Raw genomic sequence first — 15,535 nt, forward strand, 5'->3', positions numbered from 1 at the left:
GATTCCTGCTGAACTGCCCTGCCCATGCTGCTGACGATCGACGATCTGCTGGCGAACGATGAAGTCGCCCTGGTGCGCGCGCTGCTTGACCGTGCCAAGTGGTCGAGCGGTGCGGCCACCGCCGGTACGCAGGCCGTCACCGTCAAGAACAACCGGCAGATCGACGAAGATGCGCCGCTGCTGCCGGAGTTGCGGCGCATCGTACTGGCGGCACTGAACCGCTCGCCGATGTTTTTCACCGCCGTGCTGCCGCACCGCATCGTGCCGCCTTGTTTCAACCGCTACGCCGACGACGCCGACCGCTATGGTGCGCACATCGACAATTCGATGCGCGCGCTGCCCGATGGCAGCGGCTATGTGCGTGCCGACGTGTCGGCAACGCTTTTCCTGTCAGATCCGGCGGAGTACGACGGTGGCGAACTGGTGATCGAAGACACCTACGGCCGGCACGAAGTGAAGCTGCCGGCCGGCAGTCTGGTCATCTATCCATCATCGTCGGTGCATCAGGTGCAGCCGGTGACGCGCGGTGAGCGCATCGGCTGCTTCATGTTCATCCAGAGTCTGGTGCGGGACGCCGAAAAGCGACGCCTGCTGTTCGATCTCGACATGGAATTGCTCGCGCTGCGCCAGCAGTTGGGTGAAACGCCCTCCATGGTCAGACTGACGGGCGTCTATCACAACCTGCTGCGCCGCTGGGGTGACACCTGAACGTGACCCTGCCCGCGCCGCGTTCCATCGCCGATTATCGCGAGCTGGCGCGCACGCGCCTGCACCCCGAGCTCTGGCACTACCTCGACGACGGCCGCGATACGCCATGCGGTCGCGCCAACCGCGCAGCGTTCGATGCCGCGCTGCTGATGCCGCGCCCGCTGGCCGATGTGCGCGGCGGCCATACCCGCATCGAACTGTTCGGCGAGGTGCTCGGCCATCCGATGCTGCTCGCCCCGCTCGCCTATCAGCGCCTGTATCACCCGGACGGCGAACAGGCGAGTGCCATGGCAGCGAATGCGCAGGACGGGCAGCTGATCATCAGCGCGCTGGCCAGCCAGCCGTTCGACACCATCGCACGTGCCGCAGAGCGCGCGCCGTGGTTCCAGCTTTACTGGCAAGGCAGCCGCGACGCGACACGCCGGCTGCTCGATCGCGCCCTCGCTGCCGGCGTCCGCGCGGTGGTGTTCACGGTCGATGCGCCGGTGAAGCAGAGCGCGCTGGCGCTGCCGGCGCAGGTCGGCGCGGTCAATCTCGATGCACCCGCGCGCCCGGTCGCCATCGCCGACGGCCAGAGTCAGGTGTTCGACGGCTGGATGACGCAGGCACCGACCTGGGGCGATCTGGCCTGGCTGCGCGACCTCACGCCGCTGCCCCTGCTGCTCAAGGGCGTGCTGCACCCGGACGACGCGGTGCAAGCAGTGCGTCGGGGCTGTGACGGCGTTGTCGTGTCCAACCACGGCGGACGCGTACTGCCCGGGGCACCGGCCAGCCTGTCGGCGCTGCCGGCCATCGTGAGCGCCGTCGGGCCGGGTGTGCCGGTGCTGCTCGACAGCGGCATCGACAGTGGCATCGACGTGCACCGCGCACTGGCGGCGGGCGCGCATGCGGTACTGATCGGGAGACCGTGCATCTGGGGGCTGGCCGGCAACGGTGCACTCGGTGTTGCGCACGTCATGCGGCTGTTGCGCGACGAACTGGAACAGAGCATGGCGCTGTGCGGCCATGCCAGCGTGGCGGCCATCCGCCTCGGCAGCCCCTAGCCTAGCGCAGGAAAGTCCGGCTGATTTCGCGGAACTCGTCGGAGCCCGCCGCACCCAGCCATTCGAATGCCACCATTTCGCGCGACACCACGATCACGCCGTGCTGACGCATGCGGTCGATGGCCACCATGCGGTTGGACGGGTCGCGTGACGCGATGCAATCGGCGGCGACGAATACCTGCTTGCCACTGGACTGCAGGTGCAGTGCACTCTGCAGCACGCAGATATGCGCTTCGATGCCGCAGATCACGACCTGCGGGCGCTGCAGCCCGATCATCGTGTCCAGACAGCCATCGGTGACGCATGAGAAGTGCATCTTGGGCGCGATGGACTGAGCCGGTACGAGGTCGCGCAGCGCCTGCACCGTCGCGCCCAGGCCTTTCGGATTCTGCTCGCAGATCGAAACAGGAACCGACAGGCGTTGCGCGATGCGCACCATCCAGACGACATTGTCGAGCAGGCGTCCGGCGTCATCCATCGCGGGCAACAGGCGCTCCTGCATGTCGATCAGCAGCAGCGACGATCCGTGGCGGTCAATCAGCATCGAACACTCCATCCATCCTTGTTGCGCAAGAGCTTAACAGCCCTTGATCACAGCCGGCATCGCCCGGCTCAGAGCAGCAGCATGGACGCCACCGACAGCTCGTCCAGCCGGGCCAGTTCTTCGGTGGTCTGCCAGGCACGATATTCGATCACGCCGAGCGCGACCGCGGCCAGCAGGGAACACAGCACCAGCCCGGTCATCCAGCCGCGCCGCACGCGCGGGCGGCGATGTGGCGCACCGGCAAGCAGCCGTTGCTGCAGGTCGTGTGACGGCGACGGTTCGGGCATTTCGCGCAGCGCACTGCGCAGCGCATCGTCGGCGAACAGGCCCGAGGCGGCGTCCGGTGCGACACCCGACAGTGGTTCAGTCATGCGCGTCCCCTCCTGACAGCAGGGTCTTGAGTCGGGCCCGGGCCCCGGAACAACTGCTGATGGACTGCATTTTCGGCCAGCCCCAGTTCGTGTGCAATGGTCGCGATGTCGCATTCTTCCCACGCCCACATCATCAGCGCGCTGCGCACGCGATCAGGAGCAGGATCGGGCGGTGCGGCCGGCCCATGGCGTTGTCGGAGGAACGTGAGAACAAGTCGGTTCCAGGCATCACGGTCACCGGCATTGAACGCGCGGGACGACGGATTCTTACGCGACATCCGGGGCCGCCGCAAAACCTTACATCCGCTTACATGCGGACAACGTAAGGACCGGCGGGCGCGCAGCGTTCAAGCGATGCAGGCGATGCATTCGCACGCCGCCGACCTTCCGGAGACCATCATGAAAGCTCTTCCGCTCGCCGCCCTGCTCGCCCTTGCCTTCAGCACCGCGGCACTCGCTCAGCCCACGCCATCCGATCGCATGGACACCCGCATCGACAACCGGCAGGACAGACAGGAAACGCGGATCGACCGCGGAATCGAAAAGGGGACGGTCACCGCGCATGAAGCCGCCCGGCTGGAACATCAGCAGGCGCATATCGATCGCGCGGAAAACCGGGCACTGGCCGATGGCGCGATCGATCGCAAGGAGGCGGTCAGGATGGAACGCATGCAGGACCGCGCCCATGCCGGCATCCGGCCTCAGAAGCATGACCGTCAGATGCGTCGCTGACGGTCGGCCGCCCTTAACGCGCGCGCTGCTGGCCGAGTGCCTGGCTGACCGCCCGGTCGAACATCGGCTCATTGTTGACCACGCGTGCTTCGCCGTTGGCCAGTTGCAGCGCCAGCGCGTCGGGTGCGATCGAGGTGGCCCGCGTCGAACCGGGATTGGTGAAGAGGTAGATGCCGCGTTGCGGGCTGACCCAGTTCAGGCGCATGCGCACGAAACTGCCGTCAACCTGCCGGAACTCGATCCAGTCGCCGCGCTTGAGTTCGAATACGCGGTCCTGCTCCTGGATGTCGAGTGGCGCCGGCAGATTCAATGAAATGTCATTCAGCTCAAGCCCGTCCTGCTCGACGTGTTCGCTGACGACTTCAGGCGCCGGCACATCGTCATTCGCGGAGTACGCCTCCGGCACCCACTGTTCGACCGCCGGCGGTGCGGCTGCCGCGCCGGGCTTGATCCACTGCGCATGCAGGTCGAACAGGCCGTTGAGCAGCATCAGCTTGTCGGCCGGATGGGCGCCTGCCAGATCGAAGCCCTGGTTGAGGCGGCGCAGCAAACCGGGCAGCGCGACCACGAGCGCGCGGCGTTCATCCGCATCGGCCTTGGCCTGCACGCTCCAGATCAGTTCGTCGATGGTGGCGAGCGCCTGCTGGTAATCGACCGCCGCATCCGGACCGGCATCGACGTGCTTGCGCAGCAGGCGGCGCCATACGCCATCGAGCAGACTTTGCACGACACCGGGCAGCGGCTTGCGCAACCGGTCATCGATCTCGTCGTCGGCGGCGCGCCGCGCATCCTCGCGGCGCAGCCGTTCCTGCTCGCGCGCGCTGGCGATCAGCGCCGCGGCTTCCGCGCGCTGCGTCTCGTCCGCCTCGAGTTCGATGACGAAGGCGCGCAGGTCGTCGCTGCAGGCCTCGAACAGGCTCAGATCGCGGTCGAAGTCGCGCAGGATGCGATCGACGATTTCAGCCAGCTTGATGTACAGCGGGTCTTCGTGACCGACGTCGCGCCCCCAGCGCATCATCGAATTGGAAATCAGGTCGAGCAATCGACGCGCCGGATGTGCCTTGCTGGAGAAAAAGCTGCGATCCAGCATGGCCACCTTGACCAGCGGAATCTGCAGCCGGCCGACCAGCGCCTTGATCGGATCGGCGATATCGGCGTCGTCGAAGATGAGGTCGAACAGCATGGCGACGATGTCGACCGTGATCGCATCGAACTGCCCGAGATGGCGGCCCAGCTCCGAGGTGCGGAAGTTGCGCAGCAGATTGGGCGGTATGCCGAGGTTGTAGGACGCGGCCGCCGGCACCGAAAGATCGGCGTCGGACTGCAGCGCGCTGAGCGCCTCGAACACGAAGGGCGACGCCAGCCCGGCCGGATTCGCTCCGGCCGCGCCGATCGGCGGCAGCGCAATGCCCTGTGCTGCCATCTGACCCTGGACCAGTTGCGACAGCATGGCGTAGATGTCGCCGTCCGCCTCGGCGGCGCCACCGAACGCTGCCGGCTCGCCGAAGCCGCCATTCACCGACGACATGCCGAAACCGGGCATCGATGCGGTGAAGGCTGCGTCCTGGGCGCCACCTGTCGAAGGAAAGCCACCCTGCCCGCTTGAAGACGGCGCAAAACCACCGCTGGCCATTCCCGCCGGATCGCCGGGTGCGCCGGTGCCCTGCACGGGCGATACGCCCGCCACGCCGGCGCGTGCGCCGACATGGCGGCGGAAACCACGACGCAGGCCCGGCAGCACATTCTGCCGCTGCAACCGTACGTTCAGGTCCTGGTACAGCTTTGAAAGTTCGCGTGAAATCTGCGATTCGAGCGACTGCAGGAGCACCAGGCGCATCTGTACGCTGGCATCGACTTCTTCGCACGCCGCTCGCAGCGCCTTGGCGACGCCTTCGGTGCCGAGCGGATTGTCCTGATCGGTCGGGTCCGACTTGCCGAGCAGCGAACCCAGACGCTGTTCGACGCCGAACAGTTCCTCGTCGCAGTGTTCCTTCAGCTTGCGGGTGAGTTCATGGACAGCCAGATCCTGCGTCAGGTCGTCTTCGCCCACCAGGCTGAGTTCGTCAAGGGAGGTCGGTACCGCTGAGCGCGACGATTCGACCGGCTCGCCGCGTACGCGCGCGTCGAAATAGCGGGTCAGGTGATCGATGAAGGTCTGTTCGATGCCGGCCCACTGCTGGCGGGCCTTGCCGCAGGTGAACATGTAGAGGTTGCGCTGGTCACGGTCGAGTTCCGCCTCGGCCCGGGCGACCAGATCTTCTTCGATCTTTTCCAGCATGCCGCGCAGCGAATCACGCAGGCGCCGGATCGTGAAATCGCGGCAGTCGCTGATCACCCGCCCTCGTTCGGGCGGTACGGCAGTCTGTTTCGGCAGGGGTACAGCGCTCATGATTCACCTTTGCGGCCGCGCACGGCGGTCGGTAAAGGCTGAAACGGGGCGCAAAGTCAGGACCGGACGCGAGGCGGAGTGCAGCTTCGCGGCGGCCCCGCTGTCGTGGGGCGCTGGGCACCCGGTAGACCGGAAACTTTGCGTCGCCACCTTTCGGTGGGTTTGCCCTGGTTCAGCTTCAATATGTCGTCACATCACTTAACGACTGCGCTGCGAAAGACTTGAGGGCCTGTTCGCATTTGATTCGTACATCAAGCGCTGGCTGCGCGTCCTGCAGGTTGCCCTTGGGCTGGCGCGCACGGATCAAATGCCAACAGGCCCCGGGCACTCATATCTGCAATGTGGCGATGATGGAGTCGATCTCTTCCTTGGATTCCGCAACCACCGCCTCCAGCGTTTCGTTGTCGATCTCAGAGGTCGCCGCATCGGCAAGCAGAACATCCTCTTCCGGCGACAGGGTGGTGAACGGGTTCGGAAAGGCCGCCATGCTCTCGGCAAGGAACAGCACATCACCCAGCGAACGGGGCGGCACGACGGCACCTTCGAACGACGGTGCATCGACGGCTGCGATGACCTGCTCCGGTACCTTGAGCGATTCGAGCACCGCGCGGCCGACACTCTGGCTGAAACTGAACATCAGCCCACCCAGTTCGGCTTCGCGCTGCAGCAGCGCAGGAAAGGCCGATGCGCGGGCCAGCAGATAGAACTGGCCGATCTCATGGACCAGACCGGCGAACATGGCCGTATCGGCGTTGAGCCGCGAAAGGCGACGCGCGATCACGTAACTCAGCGCCGAAACGTGGATGGTGTGCCGCCACAGGTCGTGCGTCAGTACGCGCAGACGTTCGTCGGCGCGCGCATCGACCATCTGGCGGACGATGAGCGACATCGTGAGCATGCGGATCGGCTCGGTACCGACGCGTGTCACCGCGGTGCGGACATCGGTTATTTCGTTGCCGCTGCGGTTGTAGGCGACCGAATTGGCGAGGCGCAGGGCTTTCGCGCTGAGCACCGGTTCGGCGCCAACCAGCCGGCAGACTTCATTGACGTTGATGTCGGGGTTTTCAAGCGCCTGCCGGATGCGCAGCGACACATCGATGCTGGTCGGGAAGACGATGTCGCCCGATTCAAGTTCGGCTGAAAGCCGCTGCAGTGCCTCAAGCGATGAATTCACCGGCTCACCCATGACATATTCTCCGTGACGCACCGCGGTGCGCATGTGGTTCGATGTCTGTGTATACGGCAGCGTGCGGGTCCGACTTGATCCCCGATTCAGCCCGCGCCGCTGCCGCCTGCCTGCAGATTATCCAGTGTTGCGGGCAATGAAGGCCTTAATGGCAGCCACGTCCGTACCCATCACTTCGTAACGCTGCGGCAGCGATTCGAGGTGCTCCATCCCGTGCGGTCGGACCGGCTCGCAGCCCAGTGCTTCGACCACGGTTTCCGAGAACTTGGCCGGCAGTGCTGTTTCGAGCACCACCATGGGCACACCCGCTTCGCGCCGCTCAAGCGCCACCTTCAGGCCGTCGGCGGTGTGCGTGTCGATGGCGCGCCCCCAGCGCTGATGCGCCAGCCGCATGGTGGCGACACGATGGCCATGGTTGCTCGAACCGGACTGGAAGCCGTACTCGGACGCGACCTTGCCGAACAGTCCGGTGCCCGACAGATCGAACGGGCGGCCGCGATCGACTTCGCCCCACATCGCCCTCACCTGCCCGGTGTCGCGACCGGTGAGGTCGAAGATGAAGCGCTCGAAGTTGCTCGCCTTGGAAATATCCATCGACGGGCTCGTGGTGTGCAGCGTTTCCGCATTGCCGCGCGGCCGATAGACGCCGGTGCGGAAAAACTCGTCGAGGACGTCGTTTTCGTTCGTGGCCACCACCAGATGCCGGATCGGCAGGCCCATCATGCGGGCGATGTGACCGGCGCACACATTGCCGAAGTTGCCGGACGGCACGGTGAAGCTCACCTGCTGGTCATCGCGCTGCGTCGCGGCGAAGTACGCCTTGAAATAGTAGACAACCTGTGCCGACACGCGCGCCCAGTTGATCGAATTGACGGTGCCGATGCGGTACTTTGCCTTGAAATCGAGGTCGTTCGATACCGCCTTCACCATGTCCTGGCAGTCGTCGAACACACCGCGCACCGCGATATTGAAGATGTTCGGGTCCTGGAGACTGAACATCTGGGCGCTCTGGAAGAGACTCATCTTGCCGTGCGGGCTCAGCATGAACACGCGGATGCCTCGCTTGCCGCGCATAGCGTATTCGGCGCTCGAACCGGTATCGCCCGACGTGGCACCGAAAATGTTCAGCTCTGCCCCGTTTTTCGCCAGCGCATACTCGAACAGGTTGCCGAGCAGCTGCATCGCCACGTCCTTGAATGCCAGCGTCGGGCCGTTCGACAGTTCGAGCAGGTGCAGGTCCGGCTCCAGCGTGTACAGCGGCGTGATGTCGCGGGCGTCGGAACCCGATACGGTGTTGCAGTAAACCTCGGGCCGATAGGTGCGTTCGATCAGCGTGCGCAGGTCGTCGGCCGGCAGGTCGTCTGCGAAACGCGACAGCACCGCAAAGGCCAGCTGGCGGTAATCCATGCCGCGCATGGACCCGAGCTCGACCGGTGTGAACGTCGGGTAGTGGACAGGCATGGCGAGACCGCCATCCTCCATCAGGCCGCCCAGCAGGATGTCGGTGAAGCGCTTCTGCGGCGCGAGGCCGCGGGTGGATACGTAATACATCGCGTCGTGCATCGGAGTCGTGGTCGGGAGGGCTGTCGGGCACAGCGCGCTCGACAGCGTCAATACAAGGGGCGTTAATCTAGCACAGCATGCCCACCCCGCCTGCTCCGATGCCTCGCGGGTTATGGCGACATGAATGCACCAAGTTGGGGCGCACGGCTACACTGCAGCGTTTCGACTGGAAGCTTGCCATGATCGGCCTGTCCGAACTGCTGCGCCGACATCTGGTATCCGACGCCCCGCCGCTGTCGCCCGCCGAACGGTGGCGCAGCACGCTGGCCGGTCTTGTCGGCCTGCTGCTGTTCGAAGGCGTGCTCCATGTGCTGCCGCTCGGCGCGGACGAGAAGCGCATCCTGGCACCGCTGGGCGCGACGTCGGTCATCCTGTTCGCGTTGCCGCACAGCCCGCTGGCGCAGCCATGGTCGGTCATCGGCGGTCTGCTGATATCCGCGCCGCTCGGTTACGCCTGCGGTTACTGGCTGCCGAGCGGGCCGTGGGTGATGGCGGTGGCACTGGCCGCATCGATCTGGCTGACCGCATGGGCGCGCTGCATTCATCCGCCGGCCGGCGCGATGGCGCTGACGATGGCGATGGCCGCCGCCCAGGGCGCTGCGATCGAGCCGGCGCTGATGGCGACCGCCGCGAACACGATTGCGATCATGGTGGCGGTCATGGTGGTGAATAACCTGATTCCCGGCCGTCACTATCCGCAGGGTACGCCACCCGCCGCGCAGCAGCGGATGCACCGGGCGCCGCCGGTCATCGCACACCGCGATCTCGAGGCTGCACTGGGCGAAATCGACGGTTTTCTCGACGTGCGTGACGACGACCTCGTCGACCTGTACGAACGCACGCTCAGACACGCCTTCATGCGCGTCCATCAAATGCGCTGCAGCGACCTGATCGAGCGTTCGGACAGGGCCGCGCCGGCGCTTGAATTCGCCACACCGCTCGCCGACGCCTGGCGGTTGATGCGTACGCTGCGCGTCGACACCCTGCCGGTGGTCGATCGCAGCCGGCGCGTGATCGGTCTGCTGTCGCTGGAAGATTTCCTGCGCGAGGTGTCGCCCGATGCGAATCGCACGATGGGCGATGCGGTACGTCACCTGCTCGCGCCTTCACCGCAGATGCATTCCGACAAGGCGGAGGTGGCCGGACAGATGATGCGCGACGTGCGCGATGGCGTGCTGGTGTTGCGCCAGCACGACAGCGTGGCCGCGGCTGCCGAGGCGATTGCCGCCGGCCGCCAGACTGCGGTGCCGGTGATCAACGGTGCCGACCGCCTGGTCGGGCTGCTGGACCGCACCGATCTGGTCGCGGCGCTGTATCACCGGATGGCGCTGATCGACGCAAGAAGCGAAGCGTCTGCCGTCGAACCCGATGCAGCACCGGCGCAGGCCGGCTGAACGCCGGCCCCGCCGGTTCAGCCGTTCAGCTCTTCAAGACGCAGACGCGTCACGCTGCCCACCGTGCTGTCGAGTGCTTCGATGCGCGCGATGGCAGCGTCGACCTTTTTCTCGCGCGTCACGTGGGTCAGCATGATGATGTTCGCCTGCTGTTCGCCTTCCGACGGCTCTTTCTGCAGCATGGCGTCGATGCTGATTTCCTGGTCGGCCAGGATGCGCGTGATGTCGGCCAGCACCCCCGGCCTGTCCTGCACGCGCAGGCGCAGGTAGTAGGCGCTTTCGACTTCGCTGATCGGCAGGATGGGGGTGTCGGACAGCTGGTCGGCGCGGAACGCCAGATGCGGCACACGATGTTCCGGGTCGGCCGTGTGCAGGCGGGTCACGTCAACCAGGTCGGCGATGACCGAGCTGGCCGTCGGCTCGGCGCCGGCACCGCGGCCGTAATACAGCGTGGCGCCGACCGCGTCGCCTTTCACCAGCACCGCATTCATCACGCCCTCGACATTGGCGATCAGGCGCTTCGACGGGATCAGCGTCGGGTGCACGCGCAGTTCGAAACCGTCGGCCTTGCGCTTGGTGATGCCCAGCAACTTGATGCGATAGCCCAGTTCTTCGGCGTAGCGGATGTCGTCGGCGGTCAGTTTCGTGATGCCTTCGATGTGCGCGCGGTCGAACTGAACCGGGATGCCGAACGCGATCGACGACAGCAAGGTGATCTTGTGCGCGGCATCGACGCCCTCGATGTCGAAGGTCGGATCGGTTTCGGCATAGCCCAGCCGTTGCGCATCGGTCAGCGCGTCGGCGAAGGTCAGACCCTTGTCGCGCATTTCCGACAGGATGTAGTTGGTGGTCCCGTTGATGATGCCGGCCACCCACTCGATGCGGTTGGCGGTGAGCCCTTCGCGCACCGCCTTGATGATGGGGATGCCGCCGGCCACTGCCGCCTCGAACGCCACCATGACACCCTTGGCCTGTGCCGCGGCGAAGATTTCCTGCCCGTGCGTGGCCAGCAGCGCCTTGTTGGCGGTCACCACATGCTTGCCGTGTGCGATCGCTTCGAGCACCAGTTCCTTCGCGATGGTGTAGCCGCCGATCAGTTCGACCACGATGTCGATGTCGGGGTCGCGCACGACTTCGAAGGCATCGCCGGTCACCTTCACCTTGCCGCCGGTCATCTGCTGTGCGCGGGCAATATCGCGGTCTGCGACCGCCGTGATCTGGATCGGCCGGCCAGCGCGGCGGGTGATTTCTTCCTGGTTGCGGGTAAGGACCGTCCAGGTTCCGCCGCCGACGGTGCCGATGCCGAGCAGACCTACATTGATGGGTTTCATGCCTTGCCTCGTGTGGAATGTCGTTGCGGGATGGTGTCCAGATCCCGCGAAAATAGGAAACAGGCGATGTGCATGCCTTCGCGATGGTAGAAGCGGTGCGCGTCGACGCGCTGGGTACCGGAATCAAGCCTGAGTCGCGTGGCCCCGCGTTCTGTCGCCTCGTTTGCCAGCCAGTCGAGAAGGGTCTTGCCGACCCCCTGCGAGCGGGCCGCCGGTGCGGTGACCAGGTCATCCATATAGAAGTGCACACCGCTCGACGTGTTGCGGTGGCAGCGGAAGACCGCCACGCCGACAACCTGGTCGTCGCGGACGGCCACCGCCATTTCGCCGCCGTCGTCGAAAATGCCCTGCAAGGTGCCGGCGTAATCCGCCGGCAGATCGGGCCGGAGTGCTCGATGTACCGATTCGGCGCGTGCCAGCCACGAAGGTTCCAGCACGGCCCGCTTGCCGGCCACCCGCACGACGGTGACCTCAGCGGCCATGACGCTTTCGGAAGCCGTCGAGGAAGCGGGCGATGCGTCCGATGGCTTCGCGCAGGTCGTCCTCGTGCGGCAGGAAGACGACGCGGAAGTGATCCGGCCGCGGCCAGTTGAAGCCGGTGCCCTGTACCAGCAGCACGCGCTGCTCTTCCAGCAGTTCGAGAATGAAGCGCTGATCGTCCTCGATCGGGTAGAGCTTCGGGTCAAGCCGCGGAAACAGGTAGAGCGAGGCGCGCGGCTTGACGCAGCTGACGCCCGGGATCTGCGTCAGCAGCTCCCACGCGGTGTCGCGCTGTCGCGCCAGTCGTCCGCCAGGCGCAACCAGATCGTTGATCGTCTGATAGCCGCCGAGTGCGGTCTGGATCGCGAACTGGCCGGGCACGTTGGAGCACAGTCGCATCGACGCCAGCATGTTCAGCCCGTCGATGTAGTCGCGCGCATGGCGTTTGTCGCCCGACACGACCATCCAGCCGGCGCGGTAGCCGCAGGCGCGGTAGTTCTTCGACAGGCCGTTGAAGGTGACGAACAGCAGGTCGTCGGCCAGCGAGGCGATCGACGTGTGGGTGGCGCCGTCGTACAGTGTCTTGTCGTAGATTTCGTCGGCAAACACGATCAGGTTGTTCTGGCGCGCGATGTCCACCAGATCCTGAAGCAGCGCGTCGGAGTACAGCGCGCCGGTCGGATTGTTCGGATTGATGATGACGATGGCGCGCGTGTTGGCCGTGATCTTGGCGCGGATGTCGGCCAGATCGGGCATCCAGTCGGCGCCTTCGTCGCAGATGTAGTGACGCGCCGTACCACCGGCCAGCGTCACCGCCGCGGTCCACAGCGGGTAGTCGGGCGCCGGCACGAGCACTTCGTCGCCGCTGTTGAGCAGGCCCTGCATGGCCATCACGATGAGCTCGGACGCGCCGTTGCCGATGAAGATGTCGTCCACACCCACGCCCGGAATCCGTTTTTCCTGGCTGTACTGCATGATGGCCTTGCGCGGCGCGAACAGGCCGCGGGAATCGGTGTAGCCGGATGCGTCGGGCAGGTTGCGGATCACGTCCTGCACGATTTCCTCGGGCGCTTCGAACCCGAAGGGCGCGAGGTTGCCGATGTTGAGCTTGATGACGCGTTGCCCTTCTTCCTCCATCTGGCGGGCCCGGGCGAGTACGGGGCCGCGGATGTCGTAACAGACGTTGGCGAGCTTTGAAGACTTCGAAACCGGAGGATGCACGATGGGGCGATCTGGAGAGGCGATGATTGGATGACTGGGCATGGGGCAGATTGCGGCAGTCACCGGGATGACCGCCGTCGCGCGGACTTCATTGTCCGCCGGCGAAAAAAGATATGATTGTATGCGAGCCCGCAAGGCAGGGCAAAAGCCGGTTGCCAGCGGCACCCGAAGACCACCTGGATCCTCTCCGACCGAACCACCGTGAAGCTGCACCAGAACCCGCGCCCGACCACCTACCTTGTCACCGGATTCGGTGATGGCTATCTGCAGATCGGAGAGCGCCAGCTGACGCGCACCGTGGTGCTCGGCCCCGGACTGCTGCGCGAGGACTGGGGCGCCGGCAGTATCGACCAGCTCGATGCCGCCGACTTCGCGCAACTGACCACGCTCGATGCACAGATTCTTCTGCTCGGCACCGGCCCGACACAGCAGTTCCCGCACCCTTCCCTGCTGCGTCCGTTGATCGACGCGGGCATCGGCGTTGAAGTCATGGACACGCTGGCCGCTGCGCGCACCTACAACATACTCGTCGCGGAAGGCCGTGCCGTGGCCGCAGCACTCATCCTGCCGGAGGGAGTGCCGCCAGCGTGACCCCGAAACCACACAAGGAGAGACGGCTCAGATGAGCACCACCCCGATCGACGATTTCACCCTCGCTTCCACCTCGGGACAGGACTTCAACCTGTCCGCTGCCGCCAAGCCGCTGGTCATCTACTTCTACCCGAAGGACAGTACACCGGGCTGCACCACCGAAAGCGCAGCCTTTCGCGATCTTTATCCGCAGTTCGTTGCCGCCGGCTGCGGCGTGATCGGCATTTCGCGCGACAGCATCAAGTCGCACCAGAATTTCAAGGCCAAGCTCGAGCTCCCGTTCGAACTGATATCCGACCCCGATGAAACCGCGTGCGCGTTGTTCGACGTCATGAAGATGAAGAACATGTATGGAAAGCAGGTGCGCGGCGTGGAGCGGAGCACTTTCGTGATCGGCACCGGCAACCTTATCCTGCGCGAGTGGCGCGGCGTGAAAGTGCCGGGCCACGCGGACGAGGTGCTCGACTTCGTCAAGACACTCTGAAACCCGGCGCAACCGACACAGAAAAGATCCAATGGCCACCCGACGCCCCGCCGCAGCACCCGCATCGCGCACCCGCAAGTCCGCCCCGGCCACCAAGCTCTTCATCCTCGACACCAACGTGCTGATGCACGACCCGACCAGCCTGTTCCGCTTCGAGGAGCACGACATCTTCGTGCCGATCATGACGCTGGAAGAACTGGACAACAACAAGAAGGGCATGACCGAGGTCGCGCGAAACGCGCGCCAGGCCAGCCGGCTGCTGGACGAGATCGTCAGCGGTGCGGAAGACCGCATCGCCCTTGGCATTCCGCTGGCGGCGGCGTCGAGCGACCTGGCGAGCGGCCACCTGCTGCTGCAGACGGAGGCGATCGACGGTGTGCTGCCGGCCGGACTGCCCACCGCCAAGGCGGACAACCAGATCATCGCGGTCGTGATGCATCTGTCGCAGCGCTATCCGGCGCGTCAGGTCATCCTGGTGTCGAAGGACATCAACATGCGCATCAAGGCCCGCGCGCTCGGGCTGCATGCGCAGGATTACTTCAACGACAAGGTGCTCGAAGACACCGACATGCTCTACACCGGCACGCGCGAGCTGCCGGAGAAGTTCTGGGACGAGCATGGCGGCAACCTCGAATCGTGGAAGGAGAACGGCCGCACGTTGTATCGGGTCAAGGGCCCGCTGTGCCCCGACCTGCTGATCAACGAATTTGTTTACCGGGAAGCGGGGGCGAAGCAGGACAAGCCCTTCCATGCCGCAGTGCGGGAACGCAGCGGCAAGACCGCGGTGCTGGAAACGCTGGTCGATTACGGGCACCACAAGAATTCGGTCTGGGGCATTCTGGCGCGCAACCGCGAACAGAACTTCGCGCTGAACCTGCTGATGAATCCGGACATCGATTTCGTCACCCTGCTCGGCCAGGCCGGGACCGGAAAAACGCTGCTGACGCTGGCTGCCGGACTGACCCAGGTGCTGGAGAGCAAGCTCTACAGCGAAATCATCATGACGCGCGTGACCGTGCCGGTCGGCGAAGACATCGGTTTCCTGCCGGGTACCGAAGAAGAAAAGATGACGCCGTGGATGGGCGCGCTCGAAGACAACCTCGACGTGCTGAACAAGACCGACGACCCGAATGCCTCCGGGGAGTGGGGCCGCGCCGCCACGCTCGACCTGATCCGCAGCAGGATCAAGGTCAAGTCGCTCAATTTCATGCGCGGGCGCACCTTCCTGAACAAGTTCCTGATCATCGACGAGGCGCAGAACCTGACGCCCAAGCAGATGAAAACGCTGATCACCCGCGCCGGCCCCGGCACCAAGGTGATCTGCCTGGGCAATATTGCGCAGATCGATACGCCTTATCTGACCGAAGGCAGCTCGGGTTTGACCTATGTCGTTGACCGTTTCAAGGGCTGGCCGCACAGTGGTCACGTGACCTTGCAGCGGGGTGAGCGCTCGCGCCTTGCAGATCATGCAGCCGAAGTGTTATGAGTGCCATGTGTG

The 15,535-nt window shown here is 65.1% G+C and carries 15 protein-coding genes and 1 riboswitch; of the genes, 7 read left to right on the forward strand and 8 right to left on the reverse strand.

Going from position 1 to position 15,535, the window contains the following annotated elements; all coding sequences use genetic code 11:
• Nucleotides 1–24 precede the first annotated feature (24 nt).
• Nucleotides 25–708, forward strand: coding sequence for a Fe2+-dependent dioxygenase (locus ACTIFF_RS07710; RefSeq protein ID WP_439536306.1), 684 nt, complete (start codon nucleotides 25–27; stop codon nucleotides 706–708).
• Complete coding sequence (locus ACTIFF_RS07715; RefSeq protein ID WP_439536376.1) at nucleotides 705–1,751, forward strand: alpha-hydroxy acid oxidase; 1,047 nt, start codon at nucleotides 705–707, stop codon at nucleotides 1,749–1,751. Before ACTIFF_RS07710 ends, ACTIFF_RS07715 begins: the two co-directional genes overlap by 4 nt.
• A gap of 1 nt (nucleotide 1,752) precedes the next feature.
• On the opposite strand, the gene ACTIFF_RS07720 is transcribed toward ACTIFF_RS07715, so the two are convergent.
• Together ACTIFF_RS07720 and ACTIFF_RS07725 are read right to left on the reverse strand one after the other, a co-directional pair.
• The gene (locus ACTIFF_RS07720) at nucleotides 1,753–2,295 is read right to left on the reverse strand and encodes a hydrolase (protein ID WP_439536307.1); all 543 of its coding nucleotides are present in this window, start codon (nucleotides 2,293–2,295) and stop codon (nucleotides 1,753–1,755) included.
• Between the two features lie 68 nt (nucleotides 2,296–2,363).
• Entirely contained in the window at nucleotides 2,364–2,666 is a 303-nt protein-coding gene (locus tag ACTIFF_RS07725) for a hypothetical protein (RefSeq protein WP_439536308.1), read from the reverse strand.
• 243 nt (nucleotides 2,667–2,909) lie between these two features.
• Here ACTIFF_RS07725 and ACTIFF_RS07730 point away from each other — a divergent pair, with 243 nt between their 5' ends.
• Nucleotides 2,910–3,398, forward strand: coding sequence for a hypothetical protein (locus tag ACTIFF_RS07730; RefSeq protein ID WP_439536309.1), 489 nt, complete (start codon nucleotides 2,910–2,912; stop codon nucleotides 3,396–3,398).
• Nucleotides 3,399–3,411: 13 nt separating this feature from the next.
• Here ACTIFF_RS07730 and ACTIFF_RS07735 read toward each other — a convergent pair whose 3' ends face one another.
• The 3 genes from ACTIFF_RS07735 to thrC all read right to left on the reverse strand — a co-directional run bounded on the left by ACTIFF_RS07735 (nucleotide 3,412) and on the right by thrC (nucleotide 8,524).
• Complete coding sequence (locus ACTIFF_RS07735; protein ID WP_439536310.1) at nucleotides 3,412–5,787, reverse strand: DUF1631 family protein; 2,376 nt, start codon at nucleotides 5,785–5,787, stop codon at nucleotides 3,412–3,414.
• Between the two features lie 87 nt (nucleotides 5,788–5,874).
• A riboswitch (cyclic di-GMP riboswitch) is annotated at nucleotides 5,875–5,964 on the reverse strand.
• A 151-nt stretch (nucleotides 5,965–6,115) separates the two neighbouring features.
• Nucleotides 6,116–6,973 carry an HDOD domain-containing protein gene (locus tag ACTIFF_RS07740; RefSeq protein WP_439536311.1) on the reverse strand — a complete coding sequence of 286 codons (858 nt, stop codon included), beginning with the start codon at nucleotides 6,971–6,973 and terminating at the stop codon, nucleotides 6,116–6,118.
• Nucleotides 6,974–7,090: 117 nt separating this feature from the next.
• Nucleotides 7,091–8,524: a threonine synthase gene (gene thrC / locus ACTIFF_RS07745; protein WP_439536377.1), complete on the reverse strand. Its 1,434-nt coding sequence runs from the start codon at nucleotides 8,522–8,524 to the stop codon at nucleotides 7,091–7,093.
• Nucleotides 8,525–8,715: 191 nt separating this feature from the next.
• Here thrC and ACTIFF_RS07750 point away from each other — a divergent pair, with 191 nt between their 5' ends.
• The gene (locus ACTIFF_RS07750; RefSeq protein WP_439536312.1) at nucleotides 8,716–9,930 is read left to right on the forward strand and encodes an HPP family protein; all 1,215 of its coding nucleotides are present in this window, start codon (nucleotides 8,716–8,718) and stop codon (nucleotides 9,928–9,930) included.
• Nucleotides 9,931–9,947: 17 nt separating this feature from the next.
• Here the strand turns inward: ACTIFF_RS07750 and ACTIFF_RS07755 are convergent, their stop codons facing one another.
• From ACTIFF_RS07755 to ACTIFF_RS07765, 3 genes are read right to left on the reverse strand one after another with little or no spacing between them, the layout of a single operon-like run.
• Nucleotides 9,948–11,261 (reverse strand): homoserine dehydrogenase, encoded by a 1,314-nt coding sequence (locus tag ACTIFF_RS07755; protein WP_439536313.1) that lies wholly within the window; start codon nucleotides 11,259–11,261, stop codon nucleotides 9,948–9,950.
• Entirely contained in the window at nucleotides 11,258–11,743 is a 486-nt protein-coding gene (locus ACTIFF_RS07760) for a GNAT family N-acetyltransferase (protein WP_439536314.1), read from the reverse strand. Before ACTIFF_RS07760 ends, ACTIFF_RS07755 begins: the two co-directional genes overlap by 4 nt.
• A complete protein-coding gene (locus ACTIFF_RS07765; protein ID WP_439536315.1) occupies nucleotides 11,733–13,004 on the reverse strand; it encodes a pyridoxal phosphate-dependent aminotransferase in 1,272 nt (423 codons plus the stop codon). The genes ACTIFF_RS07760 and ACTIFF_RS07765 overlap by 11 nt, the downstream gene beginning before the upstream one ends.
• A gap of 159 nt (nucleotides 13,005–13,163) precedes the next feature.
• Here ACTIFF_RS07765 and ACTIFF_RS07770 point away from each other — a divergent pair, with 159 nt between their 5' ends.
• Genes ACTIFF_RS07770 through ACTIFF_RS07780 form a run of 3 tightly spaced genes read left to right on the forward strand, consistent with a single transcriptional unit; the run spans nucleotide 13,164 to nucleotide 15,523 of the window.
• Nucleotides 13,164–13,553 carry an Mth938-like domain-containing protein gene (locus tag ACTIFF_RS07770; RefSeq protein ID WP_439536316.1) on the forward strand — a complete coding sequence of 130 codons (390 nt, stop codon included), beginning with the start codon at nucleotides 13,164–13,166 and terminating at the stop codon, nucleotides 13,551–13,553.
• A gap of 31 nt (nucleotides 13,554–13,584) precedes the next feature.
• Nucleotides 13,585–14,037 (forward strand): peroxiredoxin, encoded by a 453-nt coding sequence (locus ACTIFF_RS07775; protein ID WP_439536317.1) that lies wholly within the window; start codon nucleotides 13,585–13,587, stop codon nucleotides 14,035–14,037.
• 31 nt (nucleotides 14,038–14,068) lie between these two features.
• Nucleotides 14,069–15,523 carry a PhoH family protein gene (locus ACTIFF_RS07780; protein ID WP_439536318.1) on the forward strand — a complete coding sequence of 485 codons (1,455 nt, stop codon included), beginning with the start codon at nucleotides 14,069–14,071 and terminating at the stop codon, nucleotides 15,521–15,523.
• Nucleotides 15,524–15,535: the final 12 nt, after the last annotated feature.

The sequence above is a fragment of the Methyloversatilis sp. genome (genome assembly GCF_051861465.1).
Classification (GTDB): domain Bacteria; phylum Pseudomonadota; class Gammaproteobacteria; order Burkholderiales; family Rhodocyclaceae; genus Methyloversatilis.